Genomic DNA, 22,483 nt, shown 5'->3' with positions numbered 1-22,483 from the left:
TATGGCTGCCACCAACAGGTTCGACGCGATCGTCATCGGATCGGGCATCAGCGGCGGGTTCGCCGCGAAGGAACTGACCGAAAAGGGCCTGCGCGTCCTGATGCTCGATCGCGGGCGCATGGTCGAGCATATCGAAGGCTATCCGTATGACGGGAAGCCGGCCTATGAGGTGCCGGCACGGAACCAGATGCCCAAGCCGCTGATGGACAGCGACTATTTCATCGCCAAGCACGGCTATGTCGCGCCGAGCAGCCAGCAATTCTACAATGACGACCGGCTAAACCCCTATGCGTTCGACGAGGGCGAGAAATTCTACTGGATTCGTCCCGGCGCGGTCGGCGGAAAATCGCTGATCTGGGGCCGCTGGACGTTCCGCTGGAGCGCGGACGATTTTGCGGCGAACAAGCGCGAAGGCGTCGATGGCGAATGGCCGATCGGCTATGACGACGTCGCGCCGTGGTACAGCTATGTCGAGAAATATATCGGCGTTTCGGGTTCACGCGAGAACCTGCCGTACCTGCCCGACAGCGAATTCCAGCCGCCGATGCCGATGAACGTCGCGGAGAAATGGCTGAAGCAGAAGCTGGAGACGCAGTTTCCGGGGCGCAAGCTGATCCACACCCGGCTTTCCAACATGACCGAGGATAAGCCAGACCAGAACCGGAGCAAATGCCAGTTCCGCAACCAGTGCGGCAACGGCTGCTCGTTCGGTGCCTATTTCTCGACGCAGGCGGTGACGTTGCCGGCGGCGCGCGCGACGGGGCGGTTGACGCTGCAATCCGATGCGGTGGTCACCAACCTCGAATATGATGCCGCGCGAAAGAAAGTGACCGGTGTCCGCTTCATCGACGCGAAGACCGGACAGGCGCAGACGATACAGGCCGGCATGGTGTTCCTGTGCGCATCGGCGATGGCATCGACGCAGATCCTGATGAACTCGCGCATGGCCGGCGGCGGTCGCAGCCATTTCGACAGCAGCGGGACGCTCGGCCGCTATGTCATGGACCATATCTTCCGCGTCGGGGCCGAGGGCGAGGTACCCGGCATGACCGACCTGATCGAATTCGGGCGGCGGCCAGGCGGGGTCTATGTCCCGCGCTTCCGCAACCTGAACGGCGAGGAAGGCGTCGGCTTCCGCCGGGGCTATGGCTATCAGGGCAGCGCGCGGCGCGATCCGGCCGCACCGGTCGGGTTCGGCAAGGACATGAAGCACGGGATGCGCCAGTACGGTCCGTGGAAGTTCGGCATGGGCGCGTTCGGTGAATGCCTGCCCTATGCCGACAACCGCGTTTCGCTGCACGCGAACAAGGTAGACCGGTTCGGCGTGCCGCTGATGCGGTTCGACGTCACCTTTCGCGACAACGAACTGAAGATGATGGCCGACGCCCGGATCGAGGGCGAAAAGATGCTGAAGGCCGCCGGGCTGGTGAATGTTCACAGCTATGAAAGCGAGCATGTCCCCGGCGATGCGATCCATGAAATGGGCGGCGCGCGCATGGGGGCGGACCCGCGCAAGTCGGTGCTGAACCAGTGGAGTCAGGCGCATGACGCATCGAACCTGTACGTTACCGATGGCGCGCAGATGGCGTCGGTGTCGTGCGTCAACCCGTCGCTGACCTTCATGGCACTGACCGCGCGTGCGGCGGACCATGCGGTGCGGACGAAGGCCTGGGCGTAAGCGGCCTTGGTTTGGGTGACGGTTTGCGCAAAATCGTCACCCCAGCGCAGGCTGCGGTCTCCTGCCGGTAGCACGCAGCAGGAGCCGCTGGAGATCCCAGCCTTCGCTGAGATGACGGCGGGATCAGCTTTCGGCGGAAGCGGGTGCGTTATCTGGCCGCAGTCCGAGGAGGATCAGCAGCGCTCCCGCTACCGCCTCATCATCATTGGCGGGCGCCGTTCGCGTATCGCCCGGACGCGGCTCGAAGCCATTGTTGACGCCGAGATTGTCGGACGGCGTGAGCGAAACGGTATCACCGGTTCGGTCGATGTCCACGCGCTTCGCATCGCGCATGAAGCTCTTGAAGTTCTTGACCGCCGCCGCGTCCTGAAACGGGATGAACTGGCGCTTCCATTGGTCGGGCGCAGGATCGGGTACGCCGTCGTGCGATGCGGTGAGCGCCTCGGCGATCGCCTGCGCGACGACCGTTTTCTTCGCCGACTTCCCGAACCATTTGGGGGCGGTGGCGATGGTATCGCCCGACAGGGTCCGTGATACCGGCGCGACGATGATCCGGCCGTTGGTGAAATAGGCGACTGCCGATTGCTGCATCGCGCCGCTTTGCCCGCGAACGCAGACGGGGGCAAGCGCGGGTCAGAAGCTCGGCAGGTTCGGGTCGCCATCGGGCAGCGGGGTGTGGATGCCGCATTCGACCTTTTCCCAGCCTGCCCAGCGCCCCGAACGCGGGTCTTCGCCCGGTTTGACGCGGTTGGTGCAGGGTTGGCATCCGATCGACGGAAAGCCCTGTTCGACCAGCGGGTGGCGGGGCAGGTCGTGGCGCACGAAATAGGCGTCGATGTCGGCCGGGGTCCAGGTGATGAGCGGATTGACCTTCAACCGCCCCGCCGCGTCTGACGTATCGATTTCGAAGCGGGGGAGGGCGGTGCGGGTTGCGGACTGGAATGCCTTGCGACCGGTAAAACTTGCATCGAAGCCGATCAGTCCGCGTGCCAGCGATTCGACCTTGCGCAGGTCGCAGCAGCCATCGGGATCGTAGGACCAGCGCAGCCCCGTCGCATCCCTTGCCGCCAGCAGGTCGGCATCGGGCGTCAGGTTGCGGAAATCGGTCAACCCCAAGCGTTCGACCAGCAGGTCGCGATAGGCGAGCGTTTCCGCAAAATGCTTGCCGGTTTCGAGGAACAGCACCGATACCGAGGGGTCGGCCTGCGCGATCAGGTGGAGCAGCACCGCCGATTCCGCGCCGAAGGACGACACGGCGGCGACGCGGCCGAGCAGCCCTTCGCCCAGCGCCGTCGCCAGCATCGCCTGCGTCGACACGCCGTCGAACCGCGCGTTCAGCGCCTCGGCATCGGCCACGGTGAAGCGCGGACCGACCGCCAGCCGGTCGCGGATACGCAGGTCGGGATCGGCTTCAGCCATGCCGCAATTTCCACACCGGGACATGCCCGTCGGCTGCCGCCTGATAGACATGATCGTAGCGGTCGAGCGCACGGGCCAGTGCCGCCCGATCGACCGGAGCGGCCGGGGCAAAGCTGTCGAAGCCGCAGCGGCGCATCAACGGAATCTGGTCGACCAGCACGTCGCCCTCTGCGCGCAATTCACCGGTATAGCCCGCCTCGCGCAGGATGCGCCCGGCCGAATAGCCGCGTCCGTCGCGGAACTTGGGGAAGCTGACCTCGACCAGTGCCAGCCGGTCGATATGTGGCAGGAGCAGGCGGGCATCGTCGCCCGCCTCGATCCGGACGGCGGTGGCGTTCGACTGGCCGAGGAACGCGTCGAGGGTTACGGCGGGTTCGTCATGCGCGGCATCGTCGCGCAGGCGTAGCGGCTCGCTCATGCGGCGGCTCCTTCGTTGGGAATGCGCGCGACGACCTTGATCTCGAACCGGAAACCGGCGAGCCAGGTGACGCCGGCGGCGGTCAGCGCGGGCAGGGGGCCTGCGCCCCAAAAGGCGGGGTGGTGGGCGAACAGCAGCGGGAACACCGCGTCGGGATCGGTCGTGAACAACTGGACATCGATCACGTCCGCCGGGGTGCAGCCGGCACCTGCCAGCACATCGCGCAGATTGGCGAAGGCCAGCGCGATCTCGTCGGCCAGTTCGGGTTCGGGCGTGCCGTCGGCGCGCGCACCGACCTGTCCCGATACGAACAGCAGGTCGCCGGCACGGACCGCAGGCGAATAGCCATGTTCGGCGTAGAGGGCGTGCGGGTTGGCCGGGAAGACGGCGTCTCGCTTAGCCATAGATCGCCTCCTTGAACGGTTCCATGCCGATCCGGCGATAGGTGTCGACGAAGCGTTCCCCGTCGGTCCGTTCGGCGAGATAGCGGTCGGTGACGCGCTCGATCGCGTCGACCACGCCGTCCTCCGAGAAACCGGGGCCGGTGATCTTGCCGAGCGACACGTCCTGCGCACCCGATCCGCCGAGCAGCAGCTGGAAATTCTCGGTGCCTTTCCGATCGACGCCGAGGATGCCGATATGGCCGGCATGGTGGTGGCCGCAGGCGTTGATGCAGCCGCTGATCTTGAGCTTCAGTTCGCCTAAGTTCCGTTGGCGCACCGGGTCCGCGAAGCGGTCGGCGATCTTCTGCGCCAGCGGGATCGAACGGGCGTTGGCAAGGCTGCAATAATCGAGGCCGGGGCAGGCGATGATGTCGGTGATGAGGTCGAGATTCGCCTCGGCCAGTCCGATCGCGACCAACCGGTCATAGACCGTGCGCAGGTCGGCCGAGCGGACATGCGGCAGGACGATATTCTGCGCATGGGTCACGCGCAGTTCGCCGAAGCTATGCGCCTCGGCCAGATCGGCCATCACATCGATCTGATCGGCCGACGCGTCGCCGGGGATGCCGCCGGCCGGCTTCAGGCTGATCGTGACGATCGTGTAGCCGGCGCGCTTGTGGGCGTGGGTATTCTGGTCGAGCCATGCGGCGAAGCCGGCGTCGCTGCGATCGACGGCCAGGTCGGCGGACGTGTCGGCAAAGGCGGGATCGGCGAAGAAGGCGGCGATCCGGTCGAATTCGGCCTGCGGCGGGTCGATGCCCAGCGTCTTGATATGGGCGAATTCCTCGGCGACCTCTGCGCGATACTTGTCGACGCCGATCTCGTGGATCAGGATCTTGATCCGCGCCTTGTACATATTGTCGCGGCGGCCATAGCGATTGTAGACGCGCAGGCACGCTTCGAGATAGCTCATCAGGTCGCCGAGCGGCACGAAATCGGCGACCAGCGGTGCGATCATCGGCGTGCGGCCCATGCCGCCCCCGACATAGACCTGCGCGCCGGCAGCCCCGTCCTGTTCGACGATGCGCAGGCCGATGTCATGCAAACGCATCGCCGCGCGATCCTCGTCGGCCGCAATCACCGCGATCTTGAACTTGCGCGGCAGATAGCTGAATTCGGGGTGGAAGGTGCTCCACTGGCGCAGCAATTCGGCCCAGGGGCGCGGGTCGGTCAATTCGTCGGCGGCGGCACCGGCGAACTGGTCGGAGCTGATATTGCGGATGCAGTTGCCGCTGGTCTGGATGGCGTGCATCTCGACCTTCGCCAGCTTTTCCAGAATGTCGGGCGTGTCGGCCAGCTTGATCCAGTTGAACTGCAGGTTCTGGCGCGTGGTGAAATGGCCGTAGCCGCGATCATAGGTCCGGGCGATATCGGCCAGCACCCGCATCTGCGTCGACGACAGCGTGCCATAGGGGATGGCGACGCGCAGCATATAGGCGTGAAGCTGAAGGTAGAGGCCGTTCATCAGCCTGAGCGGCTTGAACTGGTCCTCGGTCAGATGGCCCGACAGGCGGCGTTCGACCTGATCGCGGAATTCGGCGACGCGGGCATCGACGATGGATTGGTCGTAGGTGTCGTACTGGTACATGGTCTCTTCCTAAATCCTCCCCGCCATGCGGGGAGGGGGACCGGCCGAAGGCTGGTGGAGGGGGAGTGCCGCGCAACGCAACCGTTGTGGAGTAGGCCAACCCCCTCCACCATGCTGCGCATGGTCCCCCTCCCCGTGCCGGGGAGGATTTATATCACCCACGCTCCGGCGTTCGGATCGGCGGGCTTGAGCGTTAGGTCGGTTCGCACCGTAGGGCCGAGTGCGCGGATGCGGTCCTTGATATGAGCGGGGCGGGGGCCTTCGGGCGTTGCCACCGCGTCGATTACATAGGGGACGTTGACCCGCCGTGCCGCTTCCTCGACCTGTGCGATGCGTTCGCCATCCTCGCCGACATCGGCCGCATCCTCGACATGGCGCGACCATTCGCTGCCGGTCCACCAGGTGACGTCGCCGCTGGCGAGGTCGTTTCCGGTCAGCAGCTTCATGCCAGCAACTCCGCCGCTTTGGCCCAACTGCCGAGCTTGTCTTCGGCATCGGCCAGTTGGACGACCTCACCCACGACGATCACCGCCGGGCTCTTCACGTCCTCGCGCGCAACCATCGGACCGAGATCGGCGAGCAGGGTTCGCAGCGCGCGGGCATCGGCATAGGTGCCGCGCTCCAGCACCGCGACCGGCATGTCGGGGGCGACTCCATCGGCCATCAGCTTGTCGGCGATGGCTTCGGCGGTCGCGACGCCCATGTAGATCACCAGCGTGCGCCCCTGTCCGGCAAGGCCCGACCAGTCCTGTTCGGACAAGCCCTTGCACTGGCCGGCCACGAAGCTGACCGCCGAGGACCAGTCGCGGTGGGTGAGCGGCAGCATCGCCCCCGCTGCGCAACCGAGCGCGGCAGAAACGCCGGGAATGACCTCGACCGGCAGGCCGGCGGCGCGGACCGCTTCGACCTCTTCGCCGCCGCGACCGAAGATGAACGGGTCGCCGCCCTTCAGCCGGACGACGATCGCGCCGGTCTTCACATGCGCGACGATCAGCGCGTTGATCGATTCCTGCGGCAGCGTGTGGCGCGCGCGCTGCTTGGCGACCGAGATGCGTTGTGCCGAAGGAGGGGCGATGTCGAGCACGCGCGGGTCGATCAGCCCGTCATGGACGACGACATCGGCGGTCTTGAGGGCCTCCACCGCGCGCACGGTCAGCAGCCCCGGATCGCCCGGACCTGCGCCGACAAGGATGACGCGCCCGCGCGCGGTCGGATCGAGTAGCGTAGCCATGATGGCGTAGATGCTGCTCCCGTCGCGTTCGGGCAACCGACGCTTGCTTGGGCGTGGGGTAGGGATTGTTTAGCGGGGCTGCGGTTACTCGTTCCGCAACCCGATGCCGATCGACGCACGTGCCTGCTCCGCCTCCGCCGATACGACCGGATAGGCGCAGTAATCGGCGGCGTAATAGGCCGACGGACGATGGTTGCCCGACAGGCCGATCCCTCCGAACGGCGCACCCGAGGAGGCACCATTGGTCGGCCGGTTCCAGTTGACGATGCCGGCGCGGATATTCGCCCAGAACCGGTCGTAGAGCGGGGGCTCCTGTGAGATGAGCGAGGCGGACAGGCCGTAGCGGGTGTTGTTCGCTTCCGCGATGGCGTCGTCGAAGCTGTCGACGCGGAACACCTGCAGCAACGGACCGAACAGTTCGACATCGGCGCGTTCGGTGGCGTCGGTCATGTCGATGATGCCCGGCGTCAGGAACGGGCGTCCTTCCACCAGCCGCCGCAGGAAGCGCAGCGGCCGCCCGCCATGCGCCGACAGCGACAGGAAGCTCTCGGTCAGCTGGTCGGCGGCTTCGTTATCGATCACCGGACCCATGAACGGGGCCGGATCGGCATGGGGTTCGCCGATGATGAGCCGTTCGCACAGCCGGTTGATTTCGGCCAGCAGCGGTTCGGCCAGACGTCGCTCGACGATCAGCCGGCGCGCGGCGGTACAGCGCTGTCCGGCGGAGGTGAACGCCGACTGCACCACCAGGACGGCGGCGGCGTAGAGGTCCGGCGTGCTCCACACGACGATGGGATTGTTACCGCCCATTTCGAGGGCGAGGATCTTGTCCGGCGTATCCGCGAACTGTCGGTTGAGCGCGATGCCGGTGCGGGCCGACCCGGTGAACAACAGGCCGTCGATGTCGGGATGCGCCGCCAGTGCGCGCCCTTCCTGCGGGCCGCCGATCAGCAGGCGGATGCAATCCTCGGGCACGCCGCTGGCCCGGTAGCAATCGACCAGGAATGCACCGGTGGCGGGCGTCTTTTCGGACGGCTTGAACACCACGGCGTTGCCCGCGATCAGCGCGGGAACGATATGCCCGTTGGGCAGGTGCGCCGGGAAATTATACGGACCCAGCACGCCCAGCACGCCATGCGGCTTGTGCCGCAGCGCGGTGCGCGCGTTCATCGGCGATTCCAGCCGGCGCTGGCTGGTGCGGTCGCCATAGGCGCTGATCGAGATGTCGACCTTGCTGACGACGGTTTCGACCTCGGTCCGCGCTTCCCACAGCGGCTTGCCCGTTTCGCGGGCGATGATGTCGGCAAAGGGTTCGGACCGGCTGCGCACCACATTGGCGAAGCGGCGCATCGCTTCGATGCGATAGGCGAGCGGGCGCGACGCCCAGCCGGCCCAACCGCCACGGGCGGCGGCGACTTCGCTATCCACATTGCTGATCGGGCCGCGCCACAGCGTTGCGCCGGTGGCGGGTTCGGTCGAGACGAGTTCGGGCATACTGGTGTTCGTCCGGTTCCTGCTTCGCCGCATCCTTGAACCAGAATGCGGCGCGATGCCAGTTTGCTGCGGATAGGGTTGATATCAGGTAAGCGCCGCACCCATCCGGCGGATCGCGGCGACCTTCGCATCGAAGCGCGACCAGTCGTCGGATTCGGCGATTCCCGCCCAGATCGCCTCCACTTCGTCGATCAGCATCGAACAGGGTGCTTCGTCCGACCAATAGGGGTGGGTCCGATCGGTACGCGGGCGATAGTCGGACAGCCGGGCGCGGACTTCCTCGAACGCGGTCCATTCCGCGCCTTCGGGCAGCCAGCCGCCGAAGGCGTGGTGGTAGAAGGCGTCGATCGACATGCGCGCGGTCGCCAGCGCGGTCGTCACCGCATCGGCGAGCGCGCGGTCCTCGTCATTGCTGTGCGATTTGACGCCGAGGCGCCACAACACCGCCTCCGCCGCCGCGCGTGCATAGCGGTCGGGAAAGGTTTCGAGGACGGCGATCAGCGGCTGGGCGTCGGCGACCGTGCGCAGCGCGACGGCCAGTTGCATCACGTTCCAGTGCATCGCATCGGGCTGCCGGCCATAGGCGTAGAGGCCGTGATGATCGAAATAGGCGGCGGTGAATTCGGCGTCCCACGTCGGCGCGAACCGCCACGGGCCATAGTCGAAGCTCTCGCCGGTCAGGTTGATATTGTCGGTATTGAGCACGCCATGGACGAAGCCCGCCGCCATGAACCGCGCGGCCAGCGTGGCGATGCGGCCGACGGCTTCGTCGAACAACTCGATCGCGGGGTCGCTGCCCGGCGTGCGGGCGTAAAGGCGGGTCAGGACGTAATCGACCAGCCGCCGCATCGCATCCGCGTCGCGTTCATAGGCCAGCCGCTGGAAGGTGCCGATGCGGACATGGCTGTGGTTCAGCCGGACCAGCACCGCCGAGCGGGTGGGGGAGGGTTCGTCGCCACGCGTCAGCGCCTCGCCGGTTTCGATCAGCGAGAAGCTGCGCGAGGTAGGCACGTTCAGCGCCTCCAGCATCTCGGTCGCCAGCACCTCGCGCACCCCGCCCTTCAGCGTCAGGCGGCCGTCGCCGAAGCGGCTGTAGGGGGTCTGACCCGACCCCTTGGTGCCGAGGTCGAGCAGTCGGTCCCGATCGTCCGTCACCTGCGCGAACAGGAAACCGCGCCCGTCGCCGATGTCGGGGTTGTACGACTGGAACTGGTGCCCGTGATAGCGGAGCGCCAGCGGTTCGGGGAGGCTGCCGGGCAGGGAGGTGAAGCGCCCGAAATGGTCGATCCATGCCGCGTCGGTTAGGGGGAGGGTATCCCGGTGCAGGCGGGGATCCAGGGTCTCATCCGCTACCTGTGGTTCTGATTGGCCCTGGCCCCCCGCCTGCGCGGGGGTACGCGACGCGGGGACGATCCCGACCTCCGCCGCTGCCCGGTCGTTCCTGAACCGCAGGATGTGCTCCGGAAACGTGGCCGCCGTCACCGCGTCGTAATAGGGATCGCCCAATCCGAGAATATCGGTACGGGGACGATAGCGAGCGGGTTGCGGGTTTTCGGCCATGCGGCGATATGGGGTGCGATGGCGCTTTTGGACAAGCAACGCTTCACCGATGGCTATTGGTGGTCGAACGACGGCCTCCGACTGCATTATCGTGACTATGGCGGGCAGGGGGGCGGCCCGGCGGATCGCCCGGCGATCCTGTGCCTCCATGGCCTGACCCGCAACGCCCGCGACTGGGAGGATGTCGCCGACCGGCTTGCCGGGCAATGGCGGCTGATCGTGCCGGAGATGCGCGGGCGGGGTGAGAGCGGCTATGCCCGCGATCCGATGACCTATGTGCCCCTGGTCTATCTGCAGGATGTCGAGGCGCTGCTGAACCAGCTCGAACTGCCGCGCGTCGTCGCGTTCGGCACGTCGCTGGGCGGTATCCTGACGATGCTGCTGGCCGCGACCGACCGCGACCGGATCGCCGCCGCGCTGCTGAACGATGTCGGGCCGGAGCTGGACCCGGCGGGGCTGGGGCGGATACGCGGCTATGTCGGCCGGCAGGTCAGCCACCCGACCTGGATGCACGCTGCCCGCGCGCTGGCCGAGGGAAATGGCGATGCCTATCCGGCGTACGAGGTGCATGACTGGCTGCACATGGCGAAGCGGCTGCACCGGCTGAATTCGGCGGGGCGGATCATCCTCGACTATGACATGAAGATCGCCGAGCCGTTCCGCGTGCCGGGGAACGAGGCGGGGCCGGACATGTGGCGTGCCTATGAAGCGCTGGCGGGCAAGCCGGTCGCGATCGTGCGCGGGGGCCTGTCCGACATATTGCCCGCGCGTGTTGCGCAGGCGATGGTCGAACGGGTCGCGGGCGCGGAACTGACGACGGTCGACGATGTCGGTCATGCGCCGATCCTGACCGAACCGGCATCGATCGCGGCGATCGACCGGCTGCTGGCGCGGGTGGCGGCGGCGTGAGCGCACCGGTCCGCATCCTCCACCTGCATTCGTCCTTCGCCTATGGCGGCAAGGAAGCACGCGCGATCCGGCTGATGCACGCCTGGGGCGACCGCGCGGTCCATACGATCGTGTCGGGCGTGCCCGAACGGACCGAGGCGCGCGCGGCGATCGGCAGCCATGTCCGATACGAGATCGCACAGAACCCGCCGCCGCTGACCGGCAAGCCATCGGTCGCGCGGTACGAAGCGATCGCGAAGTTCATGGCGCGCTTCGACCTGGTGCTGACCTATAATTGGGGCGCGATCGACGGGGTGATGGCGAAGCGCGTGTTCGCGAAGGGCGCGCCGCCGGTCGTCCATCACGAGGACGGCTTCAACGAGGACGAGGCGACGCGGCTGAACCCGGTACGCAACCTCTATCGCCGCTTCGCGCTGGGCGCGGCCGAGGCGCTGGTCGTGCCGTCGCAGCGGCTGATGCAGGTCGCGCGGGGACCGTGGAAGCAGCCCGCACATCGCCTGCACCTGATCGGCAACGGCATTCCGGTGGAACGCTATGCCGAACCGGTTGCGGCGGATGCCATTCCGGGGTTGAAGCGCAAACCGGGCGAGGTGGTGATCGGCACCGTCGCCGGCCTGCGCGAGGTCAAGGACCTGCCGTTGCTGGTGCGCGCGGTCGGCGGGATCGCGGTGAAGGTGCGGCTGGTGATCGTCGGCGAAGGGCCGGAACGGCAGGCGATCCTCGACGCGGCGGAGGCGATGGGCATCGACGACCGCGTCGTCCTGCCCGGCTTCCTGCCCGAACCCTATCGCTACATGGGGTCGTTCGACATCTTCGCGCTGTCGTCGCGCAGCGAGCAGCAGCCGATTTCGGTGATGGAGGCGATGGCGACCGGCCTGCCGGTGGTGGCCCCGCCGGTCGGCGACATCATGGCGATGGTCGCTGAAGAGAACCATCCGTATATGGGCATCGACCGGCATGAGGTGCATCTGCGCGACCGGTTGCAGGCGCTGGCGGTCGATGCCGATGCCCGGCGGGAGGTGGGCGAAGCGAACCGTGTCAAGGCGCGGGGCGAGTTCGACGAAGCGAAGATGATCGCCGCGTACAAGGCGCTGTACGAGCGCGCGATCGGGCGGCCGGGAGCGTTGGGTTAGAGATTGGGCCGAGGCACTTCGCCGCTACAGCCGTTCATCCGGAAACGCTTGGCCGCAACGTCGTACAGGATGCTGATCTGATCGCACCCGCCGTCGCTCAACATCGGAAAGGCGTCTGGGGTGGAATGCCAGTATCGCTTCCCGGCTTCGCCCCATTGTTCGCGTGAGAGAGCATCCAATGCCTCCGTCTCCGCAATTTCCCGAGGCGTGGCGGGGCGGGAGCCATTGGCGGTCATCACTTCCATTCCTTCGCGTAAATTGGGCTGCGCATATGACGTGACGTACACCGCCTCCACTGTTTGAAGGCCGCGAAAGGCATAATGCCGGGCATAGCTTTCCAGGGGATCGGCGTCGCGAGGCAACCGGATCGTCCGCTCGATCTCCTCCATCAGTACCTGCTCACGGCTTGGCGGAGCGGCACAACTCGCCGGGAGAAGCATAAAGGCAAGAAACAAAAGTCTGGTTCGCATAGGGCACGATAGCGTTCCACCCGACGCGCGCCACGCAATTTGCTCGCCATCGCGCGCACCAGCCACTAATGACGGCCGGATGCGGTGGCGGGTTACGCTCGTCCCGCTGCGAAGTTCCCGCTGGAGGTCATGTTGTTCAAAGGTCTGTCGCCCATCGTCTATAACGGCCGCGAAGTCTGGCCGCTGATCGAAGGGGGCAAGGGCGTTGCCGCTACCAACCACGCCTCGGCCGGTGCCTGGGCGGCGGCGGGCGGGATCGGCACCGTGTCGGCGGTCAATGCCGACAGCTATGACGCCGAGGGCAAGATCATTCCGCAGGTGTACAAGGCGCTGACCCGCCGCGAACGCCATGAGGAACTGATCGAATATGCGATCGAGGGCGCGGTCCAGCAGGTGCGGCGCGCGTGGGAGATTGCCGGCGGCAAGGGCGCGATCAACATCAACGTCCTGTGGGAAATGGGCGGCGCCCAGCGCATCCTGCACGGCGTGCTGGAACGCACCCGCGGGCTGGTGTCGGGCGTCACCTGTGGCGCAGGGATGCCGTACAAGCTGTCGGAGATCACCGCATCCTATGGCGTCAGCTATCTGCCGATCGTGTCGTCGGGCCGTGCGTTCCGCGCGCTGTGGAAGCGGGCCTATTCCAAGGCGTCGGAATGGCTGGCGGCGGTGGTCTATGAGGACCCGTGGCTGGCCGGTGGGCATAACGGCCTGTCGAATGCCGAAAATCCGCTGGAGCCGCAGGACCCCTATCCCCGCGTCCGCGACCTGCGCGCGACGATGCGCGAGGGCGGCATTTCGGACGACGTGCCGATCGTGATGGCCGGCGGCGTGTGGTATCTGCGCGACTGGAACGACTGGATCGACAATCCCGAGCTGGGCAAGATCGCATTCCAGTTCGGCACCCGCCCGCTGCTGACGCAGGAAAGCCCGATCCCGGAGGAGTGGAAGGCGAAGCTGATGGAGATCGAGGAGGGCGAGGTGCTGCTGCACCGGTTCAGCCCGACCGGTTTCTATTCGTCGGCCGTCCGCAACCCGTTCCTGCGCCAGCTGGAAGCGCGGTCGGAACGGCAGATCGCCTTTTCGACGCAGGAGGCGGGCGACCATGTGTTCCAGCTCGACGTCGGGGTGAAGGGCAAGAATTTCTGGGTCACGCAGGGCGACCTGTTGCGCGCACGCGAGTGGTTCGGCGCGGGCTTCACCGACGCGCTGAAGACGCCGGATAATACGCTGGTGTTCGTGACGCCGGGCGAGAAGGGCATCATCCGCAAGGATCAGGCGGATTGCATGGGTTGCCTGTCGCAGTGCAGCTTTTCGAGCTGGGCCGATAGCGAGACGAACTCGACCGGGCGGCTGGCCGATCCGCGCAGCTTCTGCATCCAGAAGACGTTGCAGGATATCGCCCATGGCGGGCCGACCGACCAGAACCTGATGTTCGCGGGGCACGCCGCCTATAATTTCAAGCGCGACCCCTTCTATTCGAACGGGTTCGTGCCGAGCGTGAAGCAGCTGGTCGATCGCATCCTGACCGGGGATTGATGGCGGACCTGCCGGTTGCGCATCGCGACGCGCTGGCGATGGTCGCCGGCGTGTTGCGGGCGGCTGCCGAGCCGTGGTGGATCATCGCCGGTACGGCCGTCGCATTGCACGCGCGGGTGCCCGTCGCGGTGGACGACATCGATGTCCTGATCGGGATGGAAGATATTCGGCTGCTGGATGCCATTCCCGGCATCCGGGTCCGCGCCCGCGACAACCATCTGCGGTTCCGGTCCCGCTTCTACGCCGCGTCGACGGCTGGGGGTGTGGCGATCGAGTATATGGGCGGGTTCGAGCTATGCCATGCGGGCCATTGGGAGCCGGTGGCGCCGCGGTCGCGAGTCCTGCTGGACATAGGTGGCGGGCTGTCAATTCCAGTTCCCGACCGGGCGGAGTTGGCGGCGATGCTCGCGCGCTTCGGACGGGCGAAGGATCTGGCGAGGATTGCGCTACTGTCGGGTTGACCGGGGCGACGCCGTGCCGCCCCGGCCTGTCGCGCTCAGTCGCCGGCGACGGTGCCGACCACTGCGCCGCCGACGCCGCCGACTGCCGCACCCTTTTCGACGCTGCCGCCGGTCGCCGCTGCGACGCCTGCGCCGCCCGCCGCGCCGATCGCGCCGCCGCGAAGGGTCGAGCAGGCGGCCAGCGAGCTGCCGGCGGCGAGGGCGAGGACGATAGTTGCGAGCTTCTTCATGGGGTTACTCCTGTTTACGCTACGGCGGGGCAATGTTTTTTGCCGGCCATGGGTTCCAAAGCGTCGCCACGGCAACACAAAGAAACATTGCAGGTGCCATTCAGTTTGCGCACGATAGACTGTGCCCATGAAGTCCGCGTTGATCGTCCGCCATGTTCCGTATGAAGGCTGCGCCGGGTATCGTGCGCCGGTCGAGGCGGCGGGATATGCCATCGACCGGATTGATGTGACCGACCCGGCCTTTGCCACCGCCGACCTTACCCGGCCCGACCTGTTGATCGTCATGGGCGGGCCGATGGGCGTGTACGACGTGGCCGAAAATCCCTGGATTCCGGGGGAGATCGCCGCGCTGTCGCGCCGGTTGGCAGCGGATCGGCCGACGCTGGGCATCTGTCTGGGCGCGCAGATGGTAGCGGCGGCGCTGGGATCGCCGGTCTACAAGGGCACCTGCTGCGAGATCGGCTTCGCGCCGATCGACCTGACGCCGGAGGTGGAGTCGCCGCTGGCCCATGTCGCGGGGGTGCCGGTGCTGCACTGGCATGGCGACACGTTCGACTTGCCCGAGGGGACCGAGCTGCTGGCGACGACGCCGCGCTATCGGCAGGGGTTTCGGCGGGGACGCAACCTGCTGGCGCTGCAATTCCATGCGGAGATGGGCGAGGATGCCCGGTTCGAGGCGTGGCTCGATTATCTCGACTGCCCGAAGCATCGCGGCACCCTGACCGAAGAATATCGCACGCTGGGACCGGCGGCGGTGCGTGCGGGACAGGCGATGATTGGTGAATGGCTAAGTGGCGTAAAAGGCTGAGCTTTTCGGCCAAAGTTCACTAAGTTCACACTCGTGCGCTATTTGCGTTTCGCGTGGAATAGCACTGTCAAAGAGCGTGGCCGAGGTGCGGCCTGGCGCATGATGCCGAAGCGCGTCGTTGTAGGAAAGCCGCGTGTGACGAAGAAGAAGCGGGACACCGGATCAAGTCGAGACCTGTGCGAAAGCCTCCAATCCGTACCCCGGCGAAGGCCGGGGCCCAGTTGGGGGGCGTCGGTAAGATACGGAAAAGCCTTTCCAACTGGACCCCGGCCTTCGCCGGGGTACGGCGAGGCGCTGGTTCTGTTCGAGACTTTTGCAGAGGTCTCGATCAAGTCCGGGGTGACGTGCCGTTTCCGCGTCAGCCGCCGATACGCAACCAGAGCGCGGTCGCGTCGTCGCTGACCTTGAAGCGGGGGAAGCGCAGGCAGGCGGCGTCGTCCCGTTCGATGTCGCGGAGTTCCGTGCCGAGCGCGGCCAGTCCGTGGGCGCGGACGGCGGCGAACAGGCTGTCGGCATCGTGACGCCCATAGGCATCGACCAGCGCGACCATGCCGTCGCTCATCAGCAGCAGTTCGTCGCCGACCGCGATGTCGAAGCGGGCGTGGCCGAGGATCGCCAGCGTCGCCGCGGCGTCGATGCTCAGCACGCGCTGGCCGGGACGCGAGCGGGACTGCCGCCGGTCCTGCAACACCGCTTCGGTGCCGAGCTTTACCGCACCGATGCCGGGGCCGAGCGCCGCCGCCTGCGCGCTTTCGCGGGCGCGGCTGGGCGCGGGGGTGCGCCATGCCGTGCCGTCGGCGGTGGCGTGCAGGACCGAACAGTCGCTGGCCCAAGCGAGGTCGATCCGGTGTCCGGCGATCTGGATCGCGGCGAAGGAGGCGCGGGGCAGTTCCCATGGCCCCGCCGGCATCCGCCGTGCTTCGGCGGCGTAGCGGGTTTCAACCCGCTCGCAGACCTGGGTGCACGCCTCCGCCAGCGTCGGGGCGTCGGCGGTCGCGAAGGCGGCATCGGCGGTCATCGCCAGCCATGCCGCGCCGCCCTGTTCCCCCAGCAGGCCGGGCGAGCCAAGGTCGGTCGCCCCGTCGATCACCCATGCCCGGCCGGCGGTACTGCCGGCGCGGTCGTCGTTCGGGATCAGCGGGTCGCCGCACAGGCTGAGCGACTGGATCAGATCGAAATGCATCGGCATCCTCACGAAGCGGGCGGTGCTGCCTGCTAACAACACTATGTTACGGCTCGCTGCCCGGCGGCGCGTCCAGCGACCGGTCAGCCGGGCGGAAGGGCAGCCTTTAGTCGCCTGGCGATGTCGTCCATTTCGGCACGCGTCGGGTTGGTCCGGGGTGCCGGCGGGGTATTCGGGATGACGTGCAGGTGGAAGTGGCAGACATGCTGGCTGACGGCGTTGTTCTGCTGCAGGGCAAAGCCGGTGCTCCCGAACGCGCGCTGCTGCGCGGTCGCGACGCGCTTCGCCATCCGCATGACAGCGAGCGTGTCGCGGTCGTTCAGATCGTACAGGTTGCGCACCGGTGCCTTCGGGATGACCAGCGCGTGGCCGGGGCGCTTCCAGTCCGTCGGCACGATCGCCATCACGCGGGCGTCTTCGGCGATGATCGAGGCCGGAAGTTCGTGCAGCAGGATGCGGGCGAAGACATTGTCGGTGCGGTAGGGCGCGGACAGCGGGCAGACGATCGGCTTGTCCGCCTCGGGCTGTTGTCCTCCGGCTGTTGCCATCGCGGCGCCGGACAGCGCCGCGACCGGCATCAGGCCGACAACGATCCGCGTCCACCGCATTCCGCTTCCCCCGGCTTTCCTACCGCAACCCGTCCAGCACCTGATCCGGCGGCCGGTGCCCGTCGGACCAGACGCGGATGTTGGTGATGACCTTTTCCCCCATCGCGACGCGGCCCTCCAGCGTGGCCGATCCCATATGCGGGGTCATCACGACATTGGGCAGCGCCAGCAGGCGCGGGTCGATGACCGGTTCGTGCGCCCAGACGTCGAGACCGGCGCCGGCGAGGCGACCGCGCTCCAGCGCGTCGACCAGCGCCTCTTCGTCGACGATCCCGCCGCGCGAGGCGTTGATGAGATAGACGTGGCGGCGCAGCCGGGCGATGCGGCGCGCGTCGAGCAGGTTTTCGCTGTCGGCGTTGCGCGGGGTGTGGATCGTCAGCAGGTCGATGACGCCCAGCATCGCGTCGAGATCGTCATGCCATGTCGCGCCCAGTTCCGCCTCGACCGTGTCGGGCAGGCGGTGACGGTTGTGATAGTGGATCGACAGGCCGAAGGCGCGGGCGCGGCGGGCGACAGCCTGTCCGATGCGGCCCATGCCGATGATCCCCAGCGCCTTGCCGCCGATGCGGTGGCCGAGCATCCCGCTGGGGCTCCACCCCTTCCATTCGCCCGACCGGACCAGCTTCTCCCCCTCGGCCAGCCGGCGCGGCACGGCGAGGATCAGGGCCATCACCATGTCGGCGGTGTCTTCGGTCAGGACGCCGGGCGTGTTGGTGACCAAGATGCGGCGGGCGTGTGCCGCCTTCAGGTCGATATGGTTCACGCCCGCACCGTAATTGGCGATCAGGCGGAGGCGATCGGGGGCGGCGGCGATCAGGTCGGCGTCGATCACGTCGGTAACGGCGGGGACCAGCACGTCGCAATCCGCCATCGCGGCGGCGAGTTCGTCGCGGGAAAAGGCGTGGTCGTCGGGGCTGAACACCGTGTCGAACAGCGTCGCCATCCGCCCCTCGGTCGCCGCCGGCAGCCGCCGGGTCACCCGGACTCGGGGCGTGCGGGGCGGGGGGGATGCTGCGGCCATGATCGATGGATTGGCGACTGGTGCGCACGGCGTCAACGGCTTGCGGCGGAGTGGTGCTTGCCGATACAGGCAAGGGACAGACATCTGGGGACAATATCATGCGCTTGGGCGGGCGATCGATCGCGGTGGCGGCGGTGCTGACGATGATTGCGGGCGGAGCGGCCGATGCGCAGCGCCGCAAGACGCCCTATTATGCGTCGATCGCCGCCGGAGAGGCGCGGATGCGCAGCGGGCCGGGCAAGAATTATCCCACGCAATGGGTCTATCGCCGCGCCGACATGCCGATCAAGGTGCTCGACATCTATCAGGACTGGCGCCGGGTCGAGGACCCCGACGGCACGCGCGGATGGTTGCAAGTCGGGCTGCTGAGCGACCGGCGCACCGGTTTCGTCGGGCGCGAGGTGCTGGAGCTGCGCGCATCGCCGCAATCGGGCGCGGCGGTGGTGTGGCGCGCGGCGCCGGGCGTGGTCGGGCGGCTGTCGCGCTGCAACGGGGCGTGGTGCTTCTTCGACGTGAAGGGGCGCGGGGGTTATGTCGAACAGTCGCGGCTGTGGGGCGTCGATCCGGGCGAGACGATGTAGGGCGACGCACAACTGAACCATACGTCATCCCGGCGAAGGCTGGGATTTCCCGGTTGCTACGCGGGACAGGAGCCGCTTGAGGCCCCAGCCTTCGCTGGGGCGACGTTTTCGGGGCGTTGTACAAGGGACGAGCTACGTCCGATTCAACCATTTACGTCCGCCGTTCCCCACGCGATAACAACTGATACGACCGGCGCGGAACCGCCGGACTGGGATACGGGGCACTATGGTAAAATGGTTGATGGGAGCGGCGTTGCTGGCGATGGGAACGGCCGGCATGGCGAGTGAACCGGCCCAGCCGGCGGCAGCCGGTAATCCGGTGAAGCCGGGCGACCTCACGCTGGAGCGGGTGTTCGCCAGTCCCGACCTGAACGGCAGCCAGCCGCAGAGCCTGAAGCTCTCGCCCGATGGCAAATACGTCACGCTGCTGCGCAACCGCGCCGACGAGCGCGAGCGGTTCGACCTGTGGGCGATGGATACGACCACGCGCGAATGGCGAATGCTGGTCGATTCCAAGAAGGTCGGCACCGGCGCCGCGCTGTCCGAAGCCGAGAAGATGCAGCGCGAGCGCGACCGTTCGCTGACCGGCAAGCGCGGTATCCTGGCCTATGACTGGGCGCCCGATGGCAAGTCGATCCTGGTGCCGCTGGACGGCGACCTGTACCTCGCCTCGATCGAGGGCGAGGTCCGCCGGCTGACCAACAGCGAGAGCGGCGAGCTGAACCCGGTGGTCAGCCCCGAGGGCAAGTATGTCAGCTTCGTGCGCGACCAGAATCTCGTCGCGCTCGACCTGAAGTCGGGCAAGGAAACCGCGCTCACCACCGAGGGCAAGGACACGGTCCATTTCGGCGAGGCGGAGTTCGTCGCGCAGGAAGAGATGAGCCGCCGCACCGGTTACTGGTGGTCGCCGAACGACCGGCTGGTCGCGGTCGAGCGGTTCGACGAGGCGCCGGTCGGCATCGTCACAAGGTCGGCGATCGGGGCCGAGGGGACGAGCGTCTATCAGCAGCGCTATCCGAAGGCCGGTACGCCGAACGTACTGGTCGAGCTGTACGTGATGAAGCCGGACGGGTCGGGCAAGGTGAAGGTCGACCTGGGTCCCGATCCCGACATCTATCTGGCGCGGGTCGACTGGACCCCCGATGGCAAGGCGCTGCTGGTCCAGCGGCAGGACCGGGCGCAGACGAAGCTCGACATGCTGCGGGTCGATCCGGCGACCGGGCGATCGACATTGCTGTTTACCGAGGAGTCTGGCCCCAAGAGCTGGATAAACCTGTCCGACGCCTATCATCTGATGAAGGACGGCAGCCTGATCTGGTGGTCGGAGCGCGACGGCTATGGTCATCTGTATCGCTGGCAGGCGGGCAAGTGGACGCAGCTGACCAGCGGCAAGTGGATGGTCGCCGACCTGGCGGGCGTCGACGAGGCGAAGGGCCGCGTCTATTTCCTGGCCAACAAGGACGATGCGCTGGAGCGGCAGCTATACCGCGTCGACCTGAACAAGCCCGGCAGCGTCACGCGGATGACCGAGGCGGGCTGGTCGTACGGTGCATCGATGGATGCAAAGGCGTCGCGGCTGATCGTTACCCGCTCCAATCCCGACCAGCCGGCGCAGACCTATCTGGCGGATACCAGCGCCAGGCGGATCGCGTGGATCAACGAGAATGCGCTGAACGGCGACCATCCGTACGCGCCCTATGTCGCCAGCCATCGCCCGACCCAGTTCGGCGAGATCAAGGCGGCCGATGGGTCAGTGCTGCACTGGAACATGATTACGCCCGCGCTGGAGCCGGGGAAGCGCTACCCGGTGTTCTTCTCGCACTATGGCGGGCCGGGCAGCCAGGTCGTGCGCCGGGCCTGGGGCGGGGCGCTCCGGCAATATCTGGTCGATCAGGGCTGGATCTGGTTCGAGATCGACAATCGCGGTTCGCCCGAACGCGGCAAGGCGTTCGAGAACCAGATCTATCGCGCGATGGGCACGGTGGAGGTCGACGACCAGATCGCCGGCGCGAATTACCTGAAGACGCTGCCGTTCGTCGCGCCGGACAAGATCGCGACCTATGGCTGGTCCTATGGCGGCTATATGACGCTGAAGATGCTCGAAAAGGCGCCGGGGGTGTTCGCCGCCGGGGTGGCCGGTGCGCCGGTGTCGCGCTGGGAATTGTACGACACCCATTATACCGAGCGGTACATGGGCGATCCGCGCACGGTGCCCGAAGCCTATGGCGCATCGGCGACGGTGGCGGACGCGGCGAAGATCACCGATCCGCTGCTGCTGATCCACGGCATGGCCGACGATAACGTGGTGCTGGAACATTCGACCGCGATGATGGCGGCAATGCAGAAATCGGCGACGCCGTTCGAACTGATGCTCTATCCGGGGCAGACCCACCGTGTCGGCGGACCCGGTGTCAGCGAACATCTGTGGAAGACGATCCTGAACTTCCTCGACCGGCAGGTGAAGGACAAGCAGTGACGCGTCCCGCCGCCCGGTCAATGTACCGGGCGGCGGAAAGGTCGGCCTATCGCACCGACCATTTGCCCGCCGCCCGATCGTACCGGGCGGCGACGCCGATCTCGACCGCCGCGCGTGACCAGCGCGTCGTGCCCGACCCGTCGAGATAGAAGGGAGGACTGGTGGTCAGCACAGTGCCGTCGGCAGCCGATGACAGCCGCGCGACCGCATAGTCGGCGGAGTTGTGGCCGGTCAGCTGCTGCCATCGATCGGGACGATAGAGTTCGACCCGCTCCCGTCGGTCGGGCGAGGTTTCGATGTCGATCAGGGCACCCGGCGTCGACCAGTATAGCCCCGCCGTGGCGCCCAGCCCCGTGCCCGCGACGAACGCGATCGCGACTGCCAGCCCGCTCCACGACCGCCGGCTCACCGCGGCACCATGACGACGACCGGCTGGTTGAGGCGCTGCACCCGGATGTCCGAATAGATCATGAAGTCCCCGCCCATGCCCGTAACACCGCGATACCGCCGGAAGGATTCGTTGCCGACCGAAAAATAGGCGAACCCTTGTCGAAGGAGGGCGGGTTGCTTGCGGACATCCACCTCAATCGCGGGGGCCAGTATCGCTACACGGGACAGGCCGTCCGGCCCCCAGCTGCCGAGCGGCTGGTCGCCGTTGAAATCGTAGGAGTCGCGCAGATAGGTCCCGACCTGATCGATCGTCACCCGCCAGCCGCCAGTGACGGGTTCGACCATGCCGCTGACCGCCAGCCGCACCAGTGCGCTGCCGAACGCAGCATAAAAGTCATCGACCGCGCCATACCATGCGCTGTCGACCACCTCGCGATTGATCGCGCAGTCGATGTCGATGACCGGCACGCGCCGTGTCAGATCGCCGAAGCGAAACGCGCGATCGCCAGCCACGCGGTAGATGCTCATCCACCGCCGGACCTGTGCGACGACTTCGCCCGAACTGGGACCGAGCCGTTCGCCGTGCGACCAAGTCGCCAGCAGCCTGCGCTGTGCGGCGGCGAAGCGTGGCACCGTCATCGCCCAGTGCATCGTGACGCTGGTCGTATCGACGGCGCGCGGCGGCGCGGGTTGTCGTCCACGCTTGACGGCCGTCGGCATGGCCCAGCCACGCGCGGCAAACCACCGGTTCATCAGTGCCGCGCCGATCGGCCATTGTTCGCGCCGCATCGCCGCGGGAATATCGCTCAGATAGAACGCCTTGCGCGGTGCATTCATCCTGGGCCT

24 protein-coding genes are annotated in these 22,483 nt (G+C 66.9%); 8 read left to right on the top strand and 16 right to left on the bottom strand.

The window, feature by feature from the left end; all coding sequences use genetic code 11:
* The first annotated feature begins 1 nt into the window (after position 1).
* Positions 2 to 1,678, top strand: a complete 1,677-nt coding sequence (locus tag ASE83_RS15185) for a GMC family oxidoreductase (protein ID WP_055792091.1) — start codon at positions 2 to 4, stop codon at positions 1,676 to 1,678.
* Positions 1,679 to 1,801: 123 nt separating this feature from the next.
* Here ASE83_RS15185 and ASE83_RS15180 read toward each other — a convergent pair whose 3' ends face one another.
* The 9 genes from ASE83_RS15180 to ASE83_RS15140 all read right to left on the bottom strand — a co-directional run bounded on the left by ASE83_RS15180 (position 1,802) and on the right by ASE83_RS15140 (position 9,831).
* On the bottom strand, positions 1,802 to 2,269 hold the full coding sequence (locus ASE83_RS15180) for a hypothetical protein (RefSeq protein WP_055792089.1): 468 nt from the start codon (positions 2,267 to 2,269) through the stop codon (positions 1,802 to 1,804).
* Positions 2,270 to 2,311: 42 nt separating this feature from the next.
* Entirely contained in the window at positions 2,312 to 3,097 is a 786-nt protein-coding gene (locus tag ASE83_RS15175; RefSeq protein ID WP_082443409.1) for a phosphoadenylyl-sulfate reductase, read from the bottom strand.
* Positions 3,090 to 3,515, bottom strand: coding sequence for a DUF934 domain-containing protein (locus ASE83_RS15170; RefSeq protein ID WP_055792081.1), 426 nt, complete (start codon positions 3,513 to 3,515; stop codon positions 3,090 to 3,092). The genes ASE83_RS15175 and ASE83_RS15170 overlap by 8 nt, the downstream gene beginning before the upstream one ends.
* Entirely contained in the window at positions 3,512 to 3,919 is a 408-nt protein-coding gene (locus tag ASE83_RS15165; protein ID WP_055792078.1) for a Rid family hydrolase, read from the bottom strand. Before ASE83_RS15165 ends, ASE83_RS15170 begins: the two co-directional genes overlap by 4 nt.
* Positions 3,912 to 5,546 carry a nitrite/sulfite reductase gene (locus ASE83_RS15160; RefSeq protein WP_055792075.1) on the bottom strand — a complete coding sequence of 545 codons (1,635 nt, stop codon included), beginning with the start codon at positions 5,544 to 5,546 and terminating at the stop codon, positions 3,912 to 3,914. Before ASE83_RS15160 ends, ASE83_RS15165 begins: the two co-directional genes overlap by 8 nt.
* Positions 5,547 to 5,695: 149 nt before the next feature.
* The gene (locus tag ASE83_RS15155; protein ID WP_055792072.1) at positions 5,696 to 5,992 is read right to left on the bottom strand and encodes a DUF2849 domain-containing protein; all 297 of its coding nucleotides are present in this window, start codon (positions 5,990 to 5,992) and stop codon (positions 5,696 to 5,698) included.
* Positions 5,989 to 6,777, bottom strand: a complete 789-nt coding sequence (cobA, locus tag ASE83_RS15150) for a uroporphyrinogen-III C-methyltransferase (RefSeq protein ID WP_055792456.1) — start codon at positions 6,775 to 6,777, stop codon at positions 5,989 to 5,991. The genes ASE83_RS15155 and cobA overlap by 4 nt, the downstream gene beginning before the upstream one ends.
* 84 nt (positions 6,778 to 6,861) lie before the next feature.
* Complete coding sequence (gene astD, locus ASE83_RS15145; RefSeq protein WP_055792068.1) at positions 6,862 to 8,271, bottom strand: succinylglutamate-semialdehyde dehydrogenase; 1,410 nt, start codon at positions 8,269 to 8,271, stop codon at positions 6,862 to 6,864.
* A gap of 84 nt (positions 8,272 to 8,355) precedes the next feature.
* The gene (locus ASE83_RS15140) at positions 8,356 to 9,831 is read right to left on the bottom strand and encodes a protein adenylyltransferase SelO family protein (RefSeq protein ID WP_055792065.1); all 1,476 of its coding nucleotides are present in this window, start codon (positions 9,829 to 9,831) and stop codon (positions 8,356 to 8,358) included.
* A gap of 18 nt (positions 9,832 to 9,849) precedes the next feature.
* Between ASE83_RS15140 and ASE83_RS15135 the strand changes: the two genes are divergently transcribed.
* Both ASE83_RS15135 and ASE83_RS15130 read left to right on the top strand, forming a co-directional pair.
* Positions 9,850 to 10,740: an alpha/beta fold hydrolase gene (locus tag ASE83_RS15135; protein ID WP_055792063.1), complete on the top strand. Its 891-nt coding sequence runs from the start codon at positions 9,850 to 9,852 to the stop codon at positions 10,738 to 10,740.
* Positions 10,737 to 11,873 (top strand): glycosyltransferase, encoded by a 1,137-nt coding sequence (locus ASE83_RS15130; RefSeq protein WP_055792059.1) that lies wholly within the window; start codon positions 10,737 to 10,739, stop codon positions 11,871 to 11,873. Before ASE83_RS15135 ends, ASE83_RS15130 begins: the two co-directional genes overlap by 4 nt.
* Here the strand turns inward: ASE83_RS15130 and ASE83_RS15125 are convergent.
* The gene (locus ASE83_RS15125; protein WP_156353246.1) at positions 11,870 to 12,262 is read right to left on the bottom strand and encodes a hypothetical protein; all 393 of its coding nucleotides are present in this window, start codon (positions 12,260 to 12,262) and stop codon (positions 11,870 to 11,872) included. The genes ASE83_RS15130 and ASE83_RS15125 overlap by 4 nt on opposite strands.
* A 213-nt stretch (positions 12,263 to 12,475) precedes the next feature.
* Here ASE83_RS15125 and ASE83_RS15120 point away from each other — a divergent pair, with 213 nt between their 5' ends.
* Both ASE83_RS15120 and ASE83_RS15115 read left to right on the top strand, forming a co-directional pair.
* On the top strand, positions 12,476 to 13,879 hold the full coding sequence (locus ASE83_RS15120; protein ID WP_055792453.1) for an NAD(P)H-dependent flavin oxidoreductase: 1,404 nt from the start codon (positions 12,476 to 12,478) through the stop codon (positions 13,877 to 13,879).
* Positions 13,879 to 14,340, top strand: coding sequence for a hypothetical protein (locus tag ASE83_RS15115; RefSeq protein ID WP_055792053.1), 462 nt, complete (start codon positions 13,879 to 13,881; stop codon positions 14,338 to 14,340). Before ASE83_RS15120 ends, ASE83_RS15115 begins: the two co-directional genes overlap by 1 nt.
* A gap of 35 nt (positions 14,341 to 14,375) precedes the next feature.
* Here ASE83_RS15115 and ASE83_RS15110 read toward each other — a convergent pair whose 3' ends face one another.
* The gene (locus ASE83_RS15110) at positions 14,376 to 14,570 is read right to left on the bottom strand and encodes a hypothetical protein (protein WP_055792049.1); all 195 of its coding nucleotides are present in this window, start codon (positions 14,568 to 14,570) and stop codon (positions 14,376 to 14,378) included.
* 127 nt (positions 14,571 to 14,697) lie between these two features.
* On the opposite strand from ASE83_RS15110, the gene ASE83_RS15105 reads away from it, so the two are divergent.
* The gene (locus tag ASE83_RS15105; protein ID WP_055792046.1) at positions 14,698 to 15,378 is read left to right on the top strand and encodes a glutamine amidotransferase-related protein; all 681 of its coding nucleotides are present in this window, start codon (positions 14,698 to 14,700) and stop codon (positions 15,376 to 15,378) included.
* A gap of 358 nt (positions 15,379 to 15,736) precedes the next feature.
* On the opposite strand, the gene ASE83_RS15100 is transcribed toward ASE83_RS15105, so the two are convergent.
* The 3 genes from ASE83_RS15100 to ASE83_RS15090 form a co-directional block, all read right to left on the bottom strand.
* The gene (locus tag ASE83_RS15100) at positions 15,737 to 16,561 is read right to left on the bottom strand and encodes a hypothetical protein (RefSeq protein WP_055792449.1); all 825 of its coding nucleotides are present in this window, start codon (positions 16,559 to 16,561) and stop codon (positions 15,737 to 15,739) included.
* An 83-nt stretch (positions 16,562 to 16,644) separates the two neighbouring features.
* Positions 16,645 to 17,169 (bottom strand): HIT family protein, encoded by a 525-nt coding sequence (locus tag ASE83_RS15095; protein ID WP_055792042.1) that lies wholly within the window; start codon positions 17,167 to 17,169, stop codon positions 16,645 to 16,647.
* A gap of 19 nt (positions 17,170 to 17,188) precedes the next feature.
* Positions 17,189 to 18,190: a 2-hydroxyacid dehydrogenase gene (locus ASE83_RS15090; protein ID WP_055792038.1), complete on the bottom strand. Its 1,002-nt coding sequence runs from the start codon at positions 18,188 to 18,190 to the stop codon at positions 17,189 to 17,191.
* 98 nt (positions 18,191 to 18,288) lie between these two features.
* Here ASE83_RS15090 and ASE83_RS15085 point away from each other — a divergent pair, with 98 nt between their 5' ends.
* Both ASE83_RS15085 and ASE83_RS15080 read left to right on the top strand, forming a co-directional pair.
* Positions 18,289 to 18,771: an SH3 domain-containing protein gene (locus ASE83_RS15085; RefSeq protein ID WP_055792035.1), complete on the top strand. Its 483-nt coding sequence runs from the start codon at positions 18,289 to 18,291 to the stop codon at positions 18,769 to 18,771.
* A 226-nt stretch (positions 18,772 to 18,997) separates the two neighbouring features.
* Entirely contained in the window at positions 18,998 to 21,247 is a 2,250-nt protein-coding gene (locus ASE83_RS15080) for a S9 family peptidase (RefSeq protein WP_082443408.1), read from the top strand.
* A 46-nt stretch (positions 21,248 to 21,293) separates the two neighbouring features.
* Here ASE83_RS15080 and ASE83_RS15075 read toward each other — a convergent pair whose 3' ends face one another.
* A complete protein-coding gene (locus ASE83_RS15075; protein WP_055792032.1) occupies positions 21,294 to 21,656 on the bottom strand; it encodes a hypothetical protein in 363 nt (120 codons plus the stop codon).
* Entirely contained in the window at positions 21,653 to 22,474 is an 822-nt protein-coding gene (locus ASE83_RS15070) for a DUF6402 family protein (RefSeq protein ID WP_055792028.1), read from the bottom strand. The genes ASE83_RS15075 and ASE83_RS15070 overlap by 4 nt, the downstream gene beginning before the upstream one ends.
* Between the last annotated feature and the right edge of the window lie 9 nt (positions 22,475 to 22,483).

This window comes from Sphingomonas sp. Leaf32, assembly GCF_001421765.1.
Lineage (GTDB): Bacteria > Pseudomonadota > Alphaproteobacteria > Sphingomonadales > Sphingomonadaceae > Sphingomonas.
The sequence above is the reverse complement of the archived record's forward strand: the minus strand, read 5'-3'. Positions and strand labels throughout refer to the sequence as shown.

What these genes read in the sequence shown, in the direction of transcription:
- cobA (WP_055792456.1), bottom strand. Translation starts at nt 6,777, where the DNA reads ATGGCTACGCTACTCGATCCGACCGCGCGCGGGCGCGTCATCCTTGTC.
- ASE83_RS15165 (WP_055792078.1), bottom strand. Translation starts at nt 3,919, where the DNA reads ATGGCTAAGCGAGACGCCGTCTTCCCGGCCAACCCGCACGCCCTCTAC.
- ASE83_RS15180 (WP_055792089.1), bottom strand. Translation starts at nt 2,269, where the DNA reads ATGCAGCAATCGGCAGTCGCCTATTTCACCAACGGCCGGATCATCGTC.
- ASE83_RS15155 (WP_055792072.1), bottom strand. Translation starts at nt 5,992, where the DNA reads ATGAAGCTGCTGACCGGAAACGACCTCGCCAGCGGCGACGTCACCTGG.
- ASE83_RS15085 (WP_055792035.1), top strand. Translation starts at nt 18,289, where the DNA reads ATGCGCTTGGGCGGGCGATCGATCGCGGTGGCGGCGGTGCTGACGATG.
- ASE83_RS15125 (WP_156353246.1), bottom strand. Translation starts at nt 12,262, where the DNA reads ATGGAGGAGATCGAGCGGACGATCCGGTTGCCTCGCGACGCCGATCCC.
- ASE83_RS15170 (WP_055792081.1), bottom strand. Translation starts at nt 3,515, where the DNA reads ATGAGCGAGCCGCTACGCCTGCGCGACGATGCCGCGCATGACGAACCC.
- ASE83_RS15185 (WP_055792091.1), top strand. Translation starts at nt 2, where the DNA reads ATGGCTGCCACCAACAGGTTCGACGCGATCGTCATCGGATCGGGCATC.
- ASE83_RS15115 (WP_055792053.1), top strand. Translation starts at nt 13,879, where the DNA reads ATGGCGGACCTGCCGGTTGCGCATCGCGACGCGCTGGCGATGGTCGCC.
- ASE83_RS15080 (WP_082443408.1), top strand. Translation starts at nt 18,998, where the DNA reads ATGGTAAAATGGTTGATGGGAGCGGCGTTGCTGGCGATGGGAACGGCC.
- ASE83_RS15105 (WP_055792046.1), top strand. Translation starts at nt 14,698, where the DNA reads ATGAAGTCCGCGTTGATCGTCCGCCATGTTCCGTATGAAGGCTGCGCC.
- ASE83_RS15110 (WP_055792049.1), bottom strand. Translation starts at nt 14,570, where the DNA reads ATGAAGAAGCTCGCAACTATCGTCCTCGCCCTCGCCGCCGGCAGCTCG.
- ASE83_RS15090 (WP_055792038.1), bottom strand. Translation starts at nt 18,190, where the DNA reads ATGGCCGCAGCATCCCCCCCGCCCCGCACGCCCCGAGTCCGGGTGACC.
- ASE83_RS15175 (WP_082443409.1), bottom strand. Translation starts at nt 3,097, where the DNA reads ATGGCTGAAGCCGATCCCGACCTGCGTATCCGCGACCGGCTGGCGGTC.
- ASE83_RS15140 (WP_055792065.1), bottom strand. Translation starts at nt 9,831, where the DNA reads ATGGCCGAAAACCCGCAACCCGCTCGCTATCGTCCCCGTACCGATATT.
- ASE83_RS15135 (WP_055792063.1), top strand. Translation starts at nt 9,850, where the DNA reads ATGGCGCTTTTGGACAAGCAACGCTTCACCGATGGCTATTGGTGGTCG.
- ASE83_RS15070 (WP_055792028.1), bottom strand. Translation starts at nt 22,474, where the DNA reads ATGAATGCACCGCGCAAGGCGTTCTATCTGAGCGATATTCCCGCGGCG.
- ASE83_RS15160 (WP_055792075.1), bottom strand. Translation starts at nt 5,546, where the DNA reads ATGTACCAGTACGACACCTACGACCAATCCATCGTCGATGCCCGCGTC.
- astD (WP_055792068.1), bottom strand. Translation starts at nt 8,271, where the DNA reads ATGCCCGAACTCGTCTCGACCGAACCCGCCACCGGCGCAACGCTGTGG.
- ASE83_RS15100 (WP_055792449.1), bottom strand. Translation starts at nt 16,561, where the DNA reads ATGCATTTCGATCTGATCCAGTCGCTCAGCCTGTGCGGCGACCCGCTG.
- ASE83_RS15095 (WP_055792042.1), bottom strand. Translation starts at nt 17,169, where the DNA reads ATGCGGTGGACGCGGATCGTTGTCGGCCTGATGCCGGTCGCGGCGCTG.